Source organism: Leifsonia tongyongensis, from assembly GCF_010686705.1.
GTDB lineage: Bacteria > Actinomycetota > Actinomycetes > Actinomycetales > Microbacteriaceae > Diaminobutyricibacter > Diaminobutyricibacter tongyongensis.
Window position 1 is genome coordinate 1599199 of the sequence record NZ_JAAGWY010000001.1, and the last position, 16154, is coordinate 1615352.

The 16154-nt window shown below is 68.1% G+C and carries 17 protein-coding genes; 13 read left to right on the top strand and 4 right to left on the bottom strand.

The genetic code is table 11. The features are described from left to right. Positions 1-9 precede the first annotated feature (9 nt). Both G3T36_RS07675 and G3T36_RS07680 read left to right on the top strand, forming a co-directional pair. The gene (locus tag G3T36_RS07675; RefSeq protein WP_163288924.1) at positions 10-741 is read left to right on the top strand and encodes a hypothetical protein; all 732 of its coding nucleotides are present in this window, start codon (positions 10-12) and stop codon (positions 739-741) included. Between the two features lie 232 nt (positions 742-973). Beyond that, positions 974-1699 carry a DUF5666 domain-containing protein gene (locus G3T36_RS07680; protein ID WP_240148267.1) on the top strand — a complete coding sequence of 242 codons (726 nt, stop codon included), beginning with the start codon at positions 974-976 and terminating at the stop codon, positions 1697-1699. Between the two features lie 24 nt (positions 1700-1723). Here G3T36_RS07680 and G3T36_RS07685 read toward each other — a convergent pair whose 3' ends face one another. The 3 genes from G3T36_RS07685 to G3T36_RS07695 all read right to left on the bottom strand — a co-directional run bounded on the left by G3T36_RS07685 (position 1724) and on the right by G3T36_RS07695 (position 3208). Next, positions 1724-2116, bottom strand: a complete 393-nt coding sequence (locus G3T36_RS07685) for a VOC family protein (protein WP_163288925.1) — start codon at positions 2114-2116, stop codon at positions 1724-1726. After that, positions 2113-2397 (bottom strand): metalloregulator ArsR/SmtB family transcription factor, encoded by a 285-nt coding sequence (locus tag G3T36_RS07690; RefSeq protein ID WP_163288926.1) that lies wholly within the window; start codon positions 2395-2397, stop codon positions 2113-2115. The genes G3T36_RS07685 and G3T36_RS07690 overlap by 4 nt, the downstream gene beginning before the upstream one ends. 184 nt (positions 2398-2581) lie before the next feature. Further along, the gene (locus tag G3T36_RS07695; RefSeq protein WP_163288927.1) at positions 2582-3208 is read right to left on the bottom strand and encodes a TetR/AcrR family transcriptional regulator C-terminal domain-containing protein; all 627 of its coding nucleotides are present in this window, start codon (positions 3206-3208) and stop codon (positions 2582-2584) included. Between the two features lie 76 nt (positions 3209-3284). On the opposite strand from G3T36_RS07695, the gene G3T36_RS07700 reads away from it, so the two are divergent. The 6 genes from G3T36_RS07700 to G3T36_RS07725 are packed head-to-tail and all read left to right on the top strand — an operon-like array spanning position 3285 to position 7889. Further along, positions 3285-3905 carry a biotin transporter BioY gene (locus G3T36_RS07700; protein ID WP_338031497.1) on the top strand — a complete coding sequence of 207 codons (621 nt, stop codon included), beginning with the start codon at positions 3285-3287 and terminating at the stop codon, positions 3903-3905. Further along, positions 3902-5152, top strand: a complete 1251-nt coding sequence (locus G3T36_RS07705) for a class I adenylate-forming enzyme family protein (protein ID WP_163288928.1) — start codon at positions 3902-3904, stop codon at positions 5150-5152. The genes G3T36_RS07700 and G3T36_RS07705 overlap by 4 nt, the downstream gene beginning before the upstream one ends. After that, positions 5142-6284 carry a thiolase family protein gene (locus G3T36_RS07710; RefSeq protein ID WP_240148268.1) on the top strand — a complete coding sequence of 381 codons (1143 nt, stop codon included), beginning with the start codon at positions 5142-5144 and terminating at the stop codon, positions 6282-6284. Before G3T36_RS07705 ends, G3T36_RS07710 begins: the two co-directional genes overlap by 11 nt. Then, positions 6281-6970: an energy-coupling factor ABC transporter ATP-binding protein gene (locus G3T36_RS07715; RefSeq protein ID WP_163288930.1), complete on the top strand. Its 690-nt coding sequence runs from the start codon at positions 6281-6283 to the stop codon at positions 6968-6970. The genes G3T36_RS07710 and G3T36_RS07715 overlap by 4 nt, the downstream gene beginning before the upstream one ends. Then, positions 6967-7575: an energy-coupling factor transporter transmembrane component T family protein gene (locus G3T36_RS07720; RefSeq protein ID WP_163288931.1), complete on the top strand. Its 609-nt coding sequence runs from the start codon at positions 6967-6969 to the stop codon at positions 7573-7575. The genes G3T36_RS07715 and G3T36_RS07720 overlap by 4 nt, the downstream gene beginning before the upstream one ends. Next, positions 7572-7889: a CHY zinc finger protein gene (locus G3T36_RS07725; RefSeq protein ID WP_163288932.1), complete on the top strand. Its 318-nt coding sequence runs from the start codon at positions 7572-7574 to the stop codon at positions 7887-7889. Before G3T36_RS07720 ends, G3T36_RS07725 begins: the two co-directional genes overlap by 4 nt. 93 nt (positions 7890-7982) lie before the next feature. Here the strand turns inward: G3T36_RS07725 and G3T36_RS07730 are convergent, their stop codons facing one another. Then, positions 7983-8498: a DUF6611 family protein gene (locus G3T36_RS07730; RefSeq protein ID WP_163288933.1), complete on the bottom strand. Its 516-nt coding sequence runs from the start codon at positions 8496-8498 to the stop codon at positions 7983-7985. Between the two features lie 502 nt (positions 8499-9000). Between G3T36_RS07730 and kdpF the strand changes: the two genes are divergently transcribed. From kdpF to G3T36_RS07755, 5 genes are read left to right on the top strand one after another with little or no spacing between them, the layout of a single operon-like run. Beyond that, positions 9001-9090: a K(+)-transporting ATPase subunit F gene (kdpF, locus tag G3T36_RS20150; protein WP_163288934.1), complete on the top strand. Its 90-nt coding sequence runs from the start codon at positions 9001-9003 to the stop codon at positions 9088-9090. A 1-nt stretch (position 9091) separates the two neighbouring features. Then, positions 9092-10765: a potassium-transporting ATPase subunit KdpA gene (gene kdpA / locus G3T36_RS07740; protein ID WP_163288935.1), complete on the top strand. Its 1674-nt coding sequence runs from the start codon at positions 9092-9094 to the stop codon at positions 10763-10765. A gap of 3 nt (positions 10766-10768) precedes the next feature. Beyond that, positions 10769-12937: a potassium-transporting ATPase subunit KdpB gene (gene kdpB, locus G3T36_RS07745; protein ID WP_163288936.1), complete on the top strand. Its 2169-nt coding sequence runs from the start codon at positions 10769-10771 to the stop codon at positions 12935-12937. Between the two features lie 19 nt (positions 12938-12956). Next, positions 12957-13580: a K(+)-transporting ATPase subunit C gene (gene kdpC / locus G3T36_RS07750; protein WP_163288937.1), complete on the top strand. Its 624-nt coding sequence runs from the start codon at positions 12957-12959 to the stop codon at positions 13578-13580. 12 nt (positions 13581-13592) lie between these two features. After that, complete coding sequence (locus G3T36_RS07755; protein ID WP_163288938.1) at positions 13593-16154, top strand: ATP-binding protein; 2562 nt, start codon at positions 13593-13595, stop codon at positions 16152-16154.

The window sequence follows — 16154 nt, forward strand, 5'->3', positions numbered from 1 at the left end:
AAGGGTGACATGTCCGCAGACTCCAAGAACGCTCGCACTCGCGAGGCCAAATCGGCCGCGCGGGCGAAGGCTGCCGCGCTGCTCGAACAGCAGCGTCGGCGCGATCGGCGGAACCGTCTGCTCATCTGGACCGGCGTCGGCGTCGCCGTCGTTCTGCTCGGCGGCGTGATCACCGGGGTGATCGTGGCGAACTCCAACTCGGGCGGCAAGGCGAATGCGGCCGCCGTGTCCACCAGCGCTCCGACGACCGCGACCGGCTCCGAATCCGCGCCGCCGTGGGCAGCTCCTGCCGATCCGGCCGCGCGAGCGAAAGCTGCAGGTCTCACGATGCTGAGTGCCGAGGGCACCGTCGAGCACATCCACTCGCACCTCAGCGTGAGCGTCGACGGACATCCGGTAACCGTTCCGGCGCTGCTCGGGATCGACGAGGCGAACGCCTCCATTTCGCCGCTGCACACCCACGACCAGTCGGGGATCGTCCACGTCGAATCCCCTGTGAAGACGACGTTCACGCTCGGCCAGGTCTTCACCGAATGGAATGTGGCGCTCGACACCGGCCGGATCGGCTCCTACTCTGCGGCATCCGGTGACACGGTGACGACATTCGTCGACGGCAAGCCGTTCGCCGGCGACCCTGCGGCGATCACGCTTGCCGACCATGAGGACATCGACATCGTGGTGACGAAGTCGGGCGAGAAGGCGACGGCGCCGGCCGCGTTCACCTGGCCGGCCGGGTACTGAGCTCCCGGAGTTCACTATTCAGGAGTTTGTGTGACGGATGAGGCCTGAGGGCGGCCTCAGCTGGAGAAATCCCTGGTCGGATGGGCGCGCTGCGGGGGACTGTAGCCAAAGTTCCTGAATTGTGAACGGCTCGTCGGCCAGTGGGTCGAGCTGACGCAGTGAGCCGCGGATTTCCACCGGAATCTTATGAGCTTCTCAGCCGATTCATCACCGTGCGTGGATCATTGAGAGCATGGACGCGAATATGCCGACGGAGCCGCCCCCTCCTGCACAGGAGCCGCAGCCCGCTTACGCGCAGCAGACAGTGCCGCTGCAGCCTGCTTACGCGCAGCAGACAGTGCCGCTGCAGCCTGTGCAGCAACAGCAGCCGGTGCAGCAGAGCCCGGTGCACGAGCCGTTCTACAAGCGGTACGGACTCGCGTTCGCCATCTCGACGCTCGTGCTCGGTGTCTTTGTGATTCTCGCCTTCTTCGGCGTCGGCGCGTTCGCCGTGGGGACGTTCATCTCCCACGCCGGAGCCGGCATCTCCCACGTGCTCGAGCAGGGCAACGCGCGGCCGTTCCCGGGGTTCCCCGGGGAAGGCAACGGCAAGGCCAAGGGCAACGGTCAGGGCAAGGGGCAGAATCAGGGCGAGGCGCCCGGACCGGGCACGAAGTCGGGCAACCAGCTCACGGTCGTCCGAGGGACGATCACCTCCATCTCAGGATCGACCTGGACGGTCGACACCCAGCGTGGAGTGTCCCTCACCGTCGAGGTGACCTCGTCGACCCAGTTCGGCACGCCGGTCCAGTCGGGGAGCGCGTCGGATTTCGCGGTTGGCCAGGAAATCATCGTCGTGGGGTCGCGGTCGGGTGACACCGTCACAGCGGATCGTGTCCTCGACCTCACGAGTTTCAAGCAGCAGCTCCCGACGACACCGGGAACGCCCGTCACGCCAGGGCCGAGCCCCAGCAAATAACCCAGGCACAGCGCATAGGCGCGCCTAGTTCCTGCTCGCCAGCATGATCAGGTTGCCCACGGTGTCGTCGAACACGGCTGCCGTGGTCGGGCCCATCGGCGTGGGCGGCTGCGTGAACATCACGCCCTGGCCTTCGAGTTCGCGGTGGGCGGCGACGACGTCGTCCACCATGAAGGTAGTGGCCGGAATGCCGTCCTCGACCAACGCGGCGGTGAAGGCTTTCGCCGCAGGATGTCCATCCGGTTCCAGCAGGAGTTCGACCCCGTCGGGCTCGCCGGGGCCGACCACGGTCAGCCAACGCGCATCGCCGACGGGGACATCCGTCTTGAGTACGAACCCGAGTTTCTCGGTGTAGAACGCGAGCGCTTTCGCCTGGTCGTTGACGAAAACGCTTGTCACGCCGATGCGTGGCCTCATGATTTCTCCTCAGGGTCGAGGGGCCAGCGCTCGACGATCGAGCGAAGCGGCTCCGTGTTCAGGGTGTGGATCTTGGTGCGGCCGGCCCGGTGGGTAGAGACCAGCCCGGCGTCCTCGAGGACGGCCAGATGCTGAGAGACGGCTTGCCGGCTCACCGAGATGTCGTGCGTCATGATCAGGCGGGTGCAGATCTCGAAGAGCGTCAGCCCGTCGCGTGCGGTCAGCTCGTCGAGGATGATGCGCCGCGTCGGATCGGCGATCGCCCGGTAGACATCTCCCACTCGTTCACGATAGGCAAGTCACTACTTGCCTGTCAAGACTCCAGCGGACTGCATCCGGAGCGTGCCCGCCATCTGGGGACGTGCCCGCCACCTCGAGGTGGCCGGGATGCACCGAACTGGCGGGGCGGCGCGAATCCGGCCGGAAAGCCGGCCGGTGACAAGGCGCCGGGAGGAGGCACTCCGGCTAGGTGCGCAGCGACGCGACGCCGGGCATCCGGTAGGCTTCGAGGCCACCCGCGAGCAGCGTGATCCCGAATTCGAAGCCTCCGGCGCTGTCCTCGTCGTCGAGCGGCCCGGCCGGCTCGCGAGCGGCTCCGAGGCTGCTCGCCTGGAGGTGCTGTTGCTCCCGAGAGACGTGGCCGAGGATGAAATGGAGTACCGCTCGTGCGGCGGCTGCGCTGATGCGCTCGTCGAAACCGCCGCGCGAGATCGCTGCCGCAAGGCGCTCCTCCGCCTGGTCGCCGCCGAGCCCGAGTGCAAGGGTGCTCGAGACGACCTCCGCGCCGTCGCGGTAGGCGAGAAGCGCGTCACGGAGGGCGCGGGCTTCGGCGTGCAGATCGGCGCGCCAGTCGTCGGTCGCGGTGGCCGGGCGCAGCTGCTCCAGGATGCTGTCGCTCACGGCTGCGAGGAGGGACTGCTTGTTCGCGAAGTGCCAGTAGAGAGCGCTCGGCTGCACGTTCAGCACCGCTGCGAGGCGGCGCATGGTGAGATCGGGCAGCCCCAGTTCGTCGAGGATGGAGAGCGCGGCTCGTGTCACGTCCTCCCGGGTGTGGCGGATGACGCGGGTGCCGGTGTCTTCCGAGTTGTCCATTCTGCAATCCTAGTGAACAATGTTCAGGTGAACGCTGTTCAGGTGAACGGTGTTCAGGGCGATTGGAGAAAATCCCGTGACATCACACCGTGCACTCGACCCGCGCGACCTCGCCAAGGTCGCCGTCTTTGCAGCGCTGATCGCCGTACTCGGCCTTCCCGGCGCCATACCGGTCTTCGGCGGCGCCGTGCCGATCACCGCCCAGACCCTCGGGGTGATGCTGGCCGGGGCGATCCTGGGGCCGTGGCTCGGCGCGCTGTCGGTGATCGTGTTCGAGGTGCTCGTCGCGGTCGGGCTCCCGCTGTTGTCCGGCGGACGCGGGGGAGTCAGCGTCTTCGTCGGCCCCTCGGCCGGCTACCTCGTCGGCTGGATCTTCGGCGCCTTCGTGATCGGGCTGATCCTGTGGTCGGGCGCCCGCAGACCGACCTGGCTGCGCGCGTTCCTCGCCTGCCTCGTCGGCGGAATCGGCGTGATCTATGCGATCGGCATCCCCGTCCAGGCGTGGGTCACCCACATCGGGCTGCCGCAGACCGCCCTCTTCAGCCTCGCGTTCATCCCGGGCGACATCCTCAAGGCCATCCTCGCCGCCACCATCACGATGCTGCTCTGGCGGGCTTACCCGCCCGCGTTCACGGCATACAGCAGGAGCCGCCTGGCGAAAGCGCACGCACCCGACGCCCTCGTGGATTCGGAATGACCCGAACCGGGTCGATCGCCCGTGGTGCGGTGACCCTCGACCGCACCGCGTTCGACGTCGCTGTCGCCGAAAGATCCAACGAGCTCGGCGACCGGAGCGGACGCATCGTGGCGATCAGGACTCCGGATGGGCTCCAAGCGGTGGTCGACGCGTTCGCTGTGCGGGCATCCGGTGGCGTTCCGGTCGTCGCCGACGACCGCTGGGAGGATGAGCAATGGCTCGACCTGCAGCGGACCTGCGAGGACCTCGCCGCTCCAGCGGGGGTCGCGTGGGCGACCCTGACGTCGGGGAGCACCCGGGCCCCGCGCCTGGTCCTGCGGTCGGACGCATCCTGGTCGGCGTCGTACGAGACGATCGCCGCTCTCGTCGGGCTCAGCACCGAGTCCATCCACTATGTGCCCGTCCAACTCGTCTCCTCGATGGCGATGTTCTCGATCGCGATGGCACGCCACCTCGGTCACGCGGTGCGGCTGCCGCGGCAGCGCCAGCCGTCATCCGACGACCTCGCGGATGCGACCCACGTTCATGCGACGCCGCGACTGTTCGAGCGCATCCTGGACCTGATCGAGGAGGGCGCTCCGCATCGCCTCGGCGCAGCCCTCATCGGGGGCGCCGCGCTCGATCCGTCGCTGCGGCACCGTGCGGAGGCGCTGGGCATCCGGGTGGTCACCTATTACGGAGCGGCAGAGCTGTCGTTCGTGGCCGTCGACGTCGACGGCGCGGGGATGCGCGTGCTTCCCGAGGTGGACGCCCGAATCGACGACGGCCGCCTCTGGGTGCGTTCGCCGTACCTCGCTGCCGGCTACGCGGGAGACGAACGCGGCCCGCTTACCGTCGATACGAACGGTTGGGCGACGGTCGGCGACCTCGCCGCGATCGGAGCGGACGGAAGGCTGACCGTGCACGGCAGGTCGGACGGCGCCATCCTCACAGCGGCGGCCACCGTGGTCCCCGAAGAGGTCGAGGCGGCCTTGCGGGCCGTGCCCGGCGTCAGGGAGGCCGTCGTCTTCGGCACCGTCGCGAGGGGAGAGGATGCGCTCGTCACGGCCGTCGTCGAACTCGATCCGGGCATCCGGGTCACGGCCCCGCAGCTGCGAGAGCGGATGCGGTCGGCACTCACCCTGCCGCATCGCCCGCGCCTCTGGTATGCGATGGACCGCATCCCACTCACTGCGACCGGCAAGCCGGCTCGCGGCCGGGTTCGCGAAGCCGTCGCGAACGGGGAGGTGCGACGTCTTGGACAATGAACGGCTCGCGACCATTGTGGCGGCGCGGCGCACCCCGATCGCCACTCGGGGAGGCCGGCTGGCACAGCATCCGGTCGAATCGCTGGCGGCTGCGGCGATCCGCGCCTCCGTCGACGATGCCGGGCGGAGCGTCGGCAGGGAACTCACCGTGGCCGATGTCGTGATCGGCAACTGCATGGGCCCGGGCGGTAACACCGCGCGCGTGGCGGCGCTCGCAGCCGGGCTCGACGTCGCGGTTCCCGGGATGACGGTCGACCGGCAGTGCGGAAGCGGCCTGTCTGCGATCGTCACGGCGGCGGGCGCCATCCGCACCGGAGACGCCGAGGCCGTTGTCGCCGGTGGTGCGGAGAGCGCGTCGACCGCACCGGTCAGGATGGTCGACGGGCAGCCGTACCTGCGGGCGGCCTTCGCCCCTGCGGGGACGCCCGACCCCGACATGCTCCCCGCCGCCGAAGCGCTGGGGCGCCGTTTCGGCATTGGGCGCGAGCTGCAGGACGCTTACGCTCTGCGCAGCCACCGGGCCGCAGAGCGTGCCATCCGTGACGGCCGCTTCGCCGACGAACTCGTCGAGGTCGGGGCTGCTGCGACGGACGACGGCCCGCGCATCGACCTCGAACGCATGCTCCGCCGGTTCCCTCCACTCGCCGGCGGGGCGGTGACCGCGGGGAACGCGTGCCGCGTCAGCGACGGTGCTGCGGCGGTCGCGATCGTCGACGACGCGCTCCGCGGATCGGCTCCCGGCCTTCGGCTCGTCGCGTCGGCGACCGTCGGATGCGACCCGAGTCTCCCCGGCATCGGTCCGGTTGGTGCGGTCGAACGCGTCCTCGCCATCGCCGACGTCTCGCTTGACGACATCGCCGCATTCGAGATCGTCGAAGCATTCGCGGCGCAGTCCCTCGCGGTTCTCATCGCCCTCGGGCTTCACCGCGACGACCGGACCGACCCACGGATCTGCGCGGACGGCGGTGCGCTCGCGCTCGGTCATCCGTGGGGTGCAAGTGGCGCGGTCTCCGTCGTGCGGCTGTTCTCCCGGCTGGTCCGCGCGGGTGCTCCTGCGGGCAGTCTCGGCATCGCGACGGCGGCGGTCGGCGGCGGCATGGGAGTCGCCGCCCTCTTCGAGGTGGTCCGATGAGCGAGCGCGAGATCGTCTTCGACGGCGCGGCGGTCGATTTCGGGGGCGTTGCGGTCCTGGCGAACGTGTCGGTCAGGCTCGACGAGCGGCGGATCGCGGTGATCGGCAGCAACGGATCGGGGAAGTCGACGTTCGCACGGCTCCTGAACGCGCTCACCCGGCCGACGGCAGGCACCGTGCGGGTGCACGGTCTCGACACGGTCAGACAGCAGAAGGAGCTCCGCCGCAGGGTCGGTTTCATCTTCAGCAATCCGGATGCGCAGATCATCATGCCGACCGTGGCCGAGGATGTCGCGTACTCCCTGCGCGGCAGCGGGCTGGGCAAACCGGAGCGCGCGGCGAAAGTCGAGGATGCCCTGCAGCAGTTCGGGCTCGCCGAACTACGGGATGCTCCCGCGCACCTCCTCTCGGGCGGCCAGAAACAGCTCCTGAGCCTCTGCGCGGTGCTCGTCTCCGGCCCGTCACTGGTGGTCGCCGACGAGCCGACCGCGCTGCTCGATGCCGTCAACAGCCGGCGGATGGAGCGCTTCCTGCTCGACGAGATGGAGCAGCAGCTCGTCCTCGTGACCCACGACCTGCGGCTGGCCGCCCGCTGCGACGTCGCGCTCCGATTCGAGGGTGGAGCGCTGGTGGATCGCGGAGAGCCGAGCGAGGTCATCGCCCGCTACGAGGAGGCGTTCGCATGATCCCGGTCCATGTCGACGGGTCGAGTATCGTGCACCGGATGCCGGCCGGTCCCAAACTCGCGATCATGCTCGTCGTCGTGACGCTCATCTCGCTGACGCCGAACGGTCCGCTGCTGGCCGGGTGGGGCATCCTGGTGGTCGTCGCGTATGCGGTGGCCGGCCTGTTCCGCACCCAGTTCTTCCGGCAGGTCCACCTGATGCGCTGGGTGATCCTGGTAACCGTGGCCGGTCAGCTGCTCTTCGTCAGCGAGGCGGCAGCGCTGTTCAACACGGTGCGGATCGTCATCCTGATCCTGGTCGCCGCGCTCGTCTCGCTCACGACGCGCGTCTCGGCCATGCTCGAGACCGTCGAGCGTCTGGTGGGACGCTTCCGGAGGTTCGGGGCGGACCCGGAGGCGGTCGGCACCGTGCTCATGGTCGCCATCACGAGCATCCCGGTGATCGCCTCGCACGCTGGGCGGGTCAGGGAGGCGTACCGGGCGCGCCGGGCCGGGACGAACATCGCGGCCATGACCTCGACGATGCTGGTGCTCGCCGTCAAGCACGCCGACGAGCTCGGCGACGCGCTCGTCGCCCGCGGCGGACACTCCGGGAGCCGGCGATGATCCCGGTGTACGGATCGACCGTCGACGACGAGACCCGGTGCATCCACTACCGGACTCCTGTGGACATCGTCGCGATCAGGTTCGCCTGCTGCGGTCGGTACTACCCCTGTCACCTCTGCCATGCCGAAGCCGAAAGCCATGAAGCACGGCAATGGCCGGTGGCCGAGCGCGAGACGAAGGCGATCCTCTGCGGGGTGTGCAAGACCGAGCTGACGATCGCGACCTACCTGACCGTGCTGGCCTGCCCCGCGTGCGGTTCGCCGTTCAACGAAGGATGCCGCCTGCACACGCACCTCTACTTCGAGGTGGCGTGACCACGGTCACTGGCGCTGAGAGTCGCCGCCCGCGCCGAGTATCGCCCGCGTAGCGGGTCATCTCGACGCGAACGGCGACTCTCGCGTGGGAGCTCAGACCTGGACGGTCGTCCTGCCGGTCGGCAGGGTGTCGTAGATCTCCGCCCATTCGGCCTCATAGCGGGCCGGGTCGATGCCGCCTTCGCGGCGGCGGGCGTCGAGGTCCCTGAGGCGGGCCGTCGTCTCCCTGAGGAGCAGGGCGTCGCCGTATTCCTCGAGCCCGCCGCCGACGAACACGCTGACGACGACGAGCGAGCGGATGCGATTCCTGAGCGGCCTGGTCAACCGGGCCCCGAGCCAGAACCCCGCCGCGTACAACGCCGCGACGACCACCACGACCACTGCGGGCGGCCAGGCACTGCCGAGCGTGACCATCAGGAGGAGTCCCAGGATGGCGCCGCCGATGGGCCAGGTGTGTGCGAAATGCAGCGAGCGTCGTTCGGCACTCGTCGTCCCGGGGGGATACACGGTCAACCGGACGCGACGCCACAGGGCGCGACCCGCCGGGGAGACGTCGAGCGTTCCCCAGAGGTTGTCGCCTTCGATCAGTTTGCGCAGAAATTCAACCACCAGAACAGGATGCGCCGGGTGTACTGCGGTGGACGGAATCCTTGCGAACTCCCTACGGTTGCGACCCGAATGCTAACGACTCGCTGACGTTTCCCGGCGACGGGGGCTCAGCGGCCGCAGTGCGGCGGCAGGAAGAAGCTGTCGGTCTCGCCGCCGTCGCGGACCAGGCGGTGGCGGTCGGGGTCGACATCGCGAAGGCGTGCCGTAACGATTCGCGGATGCGCGTTCGTGGTGGGCGCCCGCGGCTCGCGCGGCCTCCGCCGGAGGAAAGGCGTTAGGACTCGGCGCGGAAGCGTATGGGTTCCGTTAGGACGTCGTTCCGGCCACTCCGCTTCCAGTTAAGTGAGTCCGTGGTTCTGGCAGGGTGCCGGATCCCGCGTCCCGTCGGCCGATGGGCGCGAACCGAGGATGGAGATGAACCGGTGCTGGACATCGTTTGTGTTGTGGGGATACTCGCGCTCGGCGCGATCGTCGCCCTGATCGGCCGGGGGGTGGAGAAGCTGTGATCTTCTTCAATCTCCTTGCGGCCGTTCTGGCCGTCGCCTCGATCGCGTACCTCGTGTACGCCCTGCTGAAGCCGGAGAAGTTCTGACATGACCGCCTGGTTATTCGTGGCGCAATTCGCCACCCTCATCCTGCTGCTCGGGTTGACGTACCGCCCACTCGGCGACTACATGGCAGCGACCTTCACGTCGAAGAAGGACCTGAGGATCGAGCGCGGGTTCTACCGGCTCATCGGCGTCGATTCGAGCGTCGAGCAGAGCTGGCCCGTGTACCTCCGGAGCGTTCTGATCTTCTCCGTGCTCGGTGTCCTCTTCCTCTACCTGATCCAGCGCATCCAGGAGATCCTGCCGTACTCGCTCGGGTTGCCCGCCATTCCGGAAGGGCTCTCGTTCAACACGGCGATCTCGTTCGTGACGAACACCAACTGGCAGTCGTACTCGCCTGAGCTGACCATGGGCTACACGGTCCAGATCGCCGGCCTCGTTGTGCAGAACTTCCTGTCCGCCGCCGTGGGCGTCGCCGTCGCCATCACGCTGGTGCGTGGCTTCGCCTCGCATCGGACCGGCACGATCGGGAACCTGTGGGTGGATGTGACGCGCGCGACCCTGCGCATCCTGCTTCCGCTCTCTGCCGTCTTCGCGATCGTCCTGATCATCGGCGGAGTCGTGCAGAACTTCAACGGTTTCGAACACGTCACCAGCGTGACGGGAGCGACCGCCACCATCCCCGGCGGACCTGTCGCGTCGCAGGAGGCGATCAAGCTGCTCGGCAACAATGGTGGCGGCTTCTTCAACGTCAACTCCGCGCATCCGTTCGAGAACCCGACGGCGTGGACCAACATCGTCGAGATCTTCCTCATGCTGCTCATCCCGTTCGCGCTTCCGCGCACGTTCGGCAAGATGGTCGGCGACAACCGGCAGGGCTACGCGATCCTCGGGGCGATGGCCTCGATCTTCGTCGTGTCCCTCGTCGCGCTGACGCTCTTCGAACTGCAGGGCGGCGGAACGGCCACCCAGGCTGCAGGAGCGGCGCTAGAAGGCAAGGAGCAGCGGTTCGGAATCCTCGGGTCGACACTGTTCGGCACGACGAGCACGCTCACCTCGACCGGAGCGGTCAACTCGATGCACGACAGCTTCACGCCCCTCGGCGGCATGATGACGTTGCTCAACATGATGACGGGTGAGGTGGCGCCCGGTGGTATCGGCGCCGGCCTCTACGGAATCCTGGTCATCGCGATCATCTCCGTGTTCCTCGCCGGCCTCATGGTCGGGCGTACCCCGGAGTACCTCGGGAAGAAGATCGGAGCCCGCGAGATCAAGCTCGCGAGCCTCTACATCCTCACCACCCCGACGCTCGTGCTCCTCGGCACCGGACTCAGCTTCGCGATCCCTGCCGTCGAACAGAACATCGAGAAGGTCTCGATCTGGAACCCGGGGCCGCACGGCTTCTCCGAAGTGCTCTACGCCTTCACCTCGGCGGCGAACAACAACGGTTCGGCGTTCGCTGGTCTCACCGCGAACACCCCGTGGCTGAACGCGGCACTCGGGACGGTCATGTTCCTCGGACGGTTCGTGCCGATCCTGTTCGTGATCGCGCTCGCCGGCTCCCTCGCGGCTCAAGAGAAGGTACCGGCCACCGCCGGGACGCTCCCCACGCACCGACCGCTGTTCGTCGCGTTCGTCGTCGGCGTCGTGGTCATCGTCGCAGCACTCACGTATTTCCCCGTTCTCGCGCTGGGTCCCCTGGCGGAAGGGCTTCACTAGACCATGTCCACCATCACCACAACCTCTCCGGCTCCGGAGGGCGCTTCGCCCAGAAGCCCGAAGTCCGGCCAGAAGGCACCCCAGGGTGCTTTCAGCCTCGGGCAGCTCATCGCCGGCCTCCCAGGAGCGTTCCGCAAACTCAACCCGAAGGACATGTGGCACAACCCCGTCATGTTCATCGTGGAGGTCGGAGCGGCGCTCACGACCATCCTCGCGATCGCGCAGCCGTTCCTCGGAGCGCAGACCTCGGGCGGCTCAGCCGTCACGCTCGCCTTCACCTGGGCGATCGCGATCTGGCTCTGGCTGACCGTGCTCTTCGCGACACTCGCCGAGTCTGTCGCCGAAGGGCGCGGCAAAGCCCAGGCGGCCAGCCTGCGCAAGACGCGCACCACCACCGTCGCCAACCGCGTCTCCGGCTACGACGAGAAGGCGGATGCGGCGGCTGCGAACGCGCAGGTGGACCAGGTCGCCTCGGCCGATCTCCGCCTCGGCGATGTGGTCATCGTGTCGGCGGGCGAGCTGATCCCCGGCGACGGCGACATCGTCTGGGGCATCGCCTCGGTCGACGAGTCGGCGATCACCGGCGAGTCGGCGCCGGTCGTCCGCGAGTCCGGTGGTGACCGCAGTGCCGTCACCGGCGGAACGCGGGTGCTGTCCGACCGCATCGTTGTCAAGATCACGAGCAAGCCGGGTGAGACGTTCGTCGATCGGATGATCAAGCTGGTCGAGGGCGCCGCGCGCCAGAAGACCCCGAACGAGATCGCGCTGAACATCCTGCTCGCTGCGCTGACCATCATCTTCGTGGTCGTCGTGCTCGTGCTCGGCCCGACCGCCGGGTTCGCGAACGCCGCCCCGGGCGTGACAGTGCTGATCGCGCTGCTCGTCTGCCTCATCCCGACCACCATCGGCGCCCTGCTCTCGGCGATCGGCATCGCCGGCATGGATCGCCTCGTGCAGCACAACGTGCTCGCGATGTCAGGTCGTGCGGTCGAGGCGGCCGGCGACGTGACCACGCTGCTGCTCGACAAGACGGGAACGATCACCTACGGCAACCGCCAGGCTGCCGAGATCACCCCGGTCACCGGTGTCGCACAGGCCGACGTGGTCAAGGCGGCCGCGCAGGCGTCGCTCAGCGACCCGACACCCGAAGGCTCGTCCGTCGTGGTGCTCGCCGGAACGCTCGGCTTCACGCAGGTCGGAGAGGTGTCCGGCGAAGTCGTGCCGTTCACGGCCCAGACCCGGATGAGCGGCGTCGACTTCGCCGACGGCAGCCAGGTCAGGAAGGGCGCGGCCTCGAAAGTCATCGAGTGGGCGCAGGAGTCCGGTCCGATCGCATCGTCGATCCTCAGCGACCTCGATGAGAAGGTGGACGAGATCTCGAGGGCCGGCGGCACCCCGCTGGCCGTCGCGACGAAATCCGCCACCGGAGCCGCGACCATCCTCGGGGTCATCTACCTCAAGGACATCGTCAAGCAGGGGCTCGCGGAACGCTTCGCGGACATGCGCAGGATGGGCATCCGCACCGTCATGATCACGGGCGACAACCCGATCACGGCCAAAGCGATCGCCACCGAGGCCGGCGTCGACGACTTCCTCGCCGAAGCCACCCCGGAAGACAAGATGGAGCTGATCCGCAAGGAGCAGCAAGGCGGCAACCTGGTCGCCATGACCGGTGACGGCACGAACGACGCTCCGGCGCTCGCCCAGGCCGACGTCGGTGTGGCGATGAACACGGGTACGTCGGCGGCGAAAGAGGCCGGCAACATGGTCGACCTCGACTCCGACCCGACCAAGCTGATCGACATCGTCAGCATCGGCAAGCAGCTCCTGATCACCCGCGGTGCGCTCACCACCTTCTCGATCGCCAACGACGTCGCGAAATACTTCGCGATCATCCCGGCAATGTTCGTGGGGGTGTTCCCGGGCCTTCAGGCGATCAACATCATGCAGCTGCACTCGCCGTCGTCGGCGATCCTGTCCGCGGTCATCTTCAACGCGATCATCATAGTGATCCTGATCCCACTCGCTCTCCGCGGTGTCCGCTATCGCCCGTCCTCCGCATCCGTGCTGCTGCGCAGCAACCTGCTGATCTACGGCCTCGGCGGAATCATCGCCCCCTTCATCGGAATCAAGCTGATCGACCTCGTCGTCACCCTGATCCCCGGATTCTAGAAAACGGAACGGAAACAACATGAACGCGTCAGCACGCGGAACGGGTCGCCAGATCTGGGTGGCGGTGCGAGCTCTGCTCATCTTCACCGTCGCCCTCGGCATCGTCTACCCGCTCGTCATCACCGGGATCGGGCAGCTCGTGATACCCGCCCAGTCCAACGGCTCAGCGATCAGCTACCAGGGCAAGGTCGTCGGCTCCAGCCTCATCGGGCAGTCGTTCACCGACAAGAAGGGCAACGCTCTGCCCCAGTGGTTCCAGTCGCGGCCCTCTGCGGCCGGAACGGGATACGACGCCGGGGCATCCAGCGGGAGCAACCTGGGGCCCAACAACCCCGACCTGCTCAAAGCGATCAAAGACCGCAAGGCCGCGATCGAGAAGCTGGACGGGGTCAGCGCGAGCCAGATCCCGGCTGACGCCCTGACCGCATCCGGGTCGGGACTCGACCCGCACATCTCGTCGGCATACGCCCTCCTGCAGGTCGATGCCGTCGCGAAGGCGCGCAACATCAGCGCCGACGACGTGAGGAAGCTGGTCGAGTCGCACACCCAGGCGCGCGACCTCGGCTACCTCGGCGAACCGACCGTCAACGTCCTGCAACTCAACCTCGCCCTGGCCCAGATGGATCCGGCCGGCAACAAGTAGAACGGGCCTGAGATGGCAGTTCGCGGACGACTCCGGGTGCTCCTCGGCGCAGCACCCGGAGTGGGCAAGACCTACATGATGCTCGAAGAAGGGCATCGCCTGCGAGACACGGGCAAGGACGTCGCCGTCGCAGTCGTGGAAACCCACGACCGCGCGGCGACGGCCGCCGTGCTCGACGGGCTCGAACTCATCCCCAGGAAGGCCGTCGAGCATCGCGGCATCAGCCTCACCGAGATGGACCTGGATGCGGTGATCGCGCGACACCCGGACATCGCCCTGGTCGACGAGCTCGCCCACACCAACGCGCCGGGTTCGGAGAACGAGAAGCGCTGGCAGGACGTCGAGGCGATCCTCGCGGCCGGCATCGACGTGATCACGACCGTCAACGTGCAGCACATCGAATCGCTGAACGATGTGGTCGAACAGATCACGGGCGTTCCGCAGCGCGAGACGGTGCCGGATGCGGTCGTGCGGAGTGCGACGCAGATCGAGGTGGTCGACCTCACGCCGCAATCCCTCCGCGACCGGCTTGCCGACGGCGAGGTGTACCCCGCCGGCCGGATCGACGCGGCGCTGTCGAACTACTTCCGCCTCGGCAACCTGACTGCGCTCAGGGAGCTGACGCTCCTGTGGCTCGCCGACGAGGTCGACAGCTCCCTCCAGCGCTACCGCGCCGAACACGGCATCGACGAGAAGTGGGAGGCGCGGGAACGCGTCGTCGTCGCGCTCACCGGCGGCCCCGAGGGGGAGACCCTGCTGCGTCGAGGCGCGCGGGTGGCCGCGCGATCCGGCAGCGGCGACCTTCTGGCCGTGCACGTCTCGAGCCAGGACGGGTTGAGGGAGTCCGACCCTGCGGCGCTCGCAGCGCAGCGCAAGCTCGTCCAGGAACTCGGCGGCACCTACCACCAGGTCGTCGGGACGGACATCCCGGATGCTCTGGTCGCCTTCGCTCGCGCGAGCAACGCGACGCAGCTGGTGATCGGGGTGTCCCGTCGCAGCCGGCTCACGGCACTGCTCACCGGATCGGGCGTCGGTGCGACCGTCGTCCGGGAGTCGGGCGACATCGACGTCCACATCGTCTCGCATGCCGCTGCCGGCGGTCGCACCCTTCCGAAGTTCCGTGCAGGTGGCGCCCTGAGTGTCCGCCGCCGGGTGTACGGCTTCGCGCTGGCCCTCATCGCAGGACCGCTCCTCACGTTGCTCCTGCTGACCATCCGCAGCCCCGACTCGCTGACGGCCGACGCGCTCTCGTATCAGCTGCTCGTCGTCGTCGTCGCACTGGTCGGAGGAATCTGGCCCGCCCTGTTCGCCGCCATTCTGTCCGGACTCACGCTCGACTACGTGTTCGTGGTTCCCTACTACACGCTGACCATCGGCAGGCCGACCCACCTTCTGGCGCTCGCGCTCTACGTCGTGATCGCCGTGCTCGTCAGCGTCGTCGTCGACCAGGCCGCACGACGATCGCGTGCCGCTGCACGTGCATCCGCCGAATCCGAGCTCCTTGCGACCGTCGCGGGCGGCGTGATCCGTGGCGGCGACGCGGTTCAGGCGCTGGTCTCCCGCACGCGGGAGGCCTTCGGGCTGACCGCCGTGCGACTGACCGCTGAGGATGCGGTGACGGTAGACGGCGCGATCCCCGACGGGGACACACCGACGACCACGGTCCCGGTCGGCACGCGAGGCACCCTCGAGCTGTACGGTGACGATCTTCGTGCCGAAGACCGGCGACTGCTCACGGTCATCGTCAGCCAGCTGGATGCGGCGCTCGAGCACCTCGACCTCAGCAGCGCAGCCAAAGAAGTAGGACCTCTCGAGGCGAACGATCGTGTGCGGACCGCTCTCCTCGCGGCCGTCGGGCATGACCTGCGCCGCCCGCTCGCTGCGGCCACTGCAGCGGTGACGAGCCTTCGCTCAGAGGGGGGGAAGCTCTCGGAGCGGGACAAGGCCGAACTGCTGGAAACCGCCGAGATCAGCCTCCAGGGCCTGTCGGACCTCCTCACCAACCTGCTCGACGTCAGCCGCGTCCAGGCCGGTGTGCTCGCGATCACACTCGGACCGGTCGAACTCGACGACATCCTGCCTCCCGTGCTCGACGAGCTCTTCGTCAAGCCGGGCGACGTCATCGTCGACGTGCCGGCCGACCTTCCGACGGTGAAAGCGGATGCGACCCTGCTGCAGCGCGCGATGGTCAACCTTCTGACCAACGCGTTGCGATTCTCCCCGAAAGGCAAGCCGCCGCGCGTGAGCGCGAGCGCGTTCGGCGGGAAAGTCGAGATCCGGGTGACCGACTCCGGGCCCGGTGTTCCCGACGAGCGCAAGGAGACGATCTTCTACCCGTTCCAGCGGATGGGCGACACCGACAACAGCACAGGCGTCGGGCTCGGCCTTGCGCTCACCAAAGGATTCGTCGAAGGCATGGGCGGAACGCTCGAACCCGAGGACACCCCGGGCGGGGGTCTCACGATGGTCCTCTCGCTCCCTGCCGAAACCGCTGACCCTCAGGGCGAACTCGGCTCGCACGGCGAACCCGACCAGCACGGCGAACCCGACCAGCACGCCGAAGGGGATGCGTGA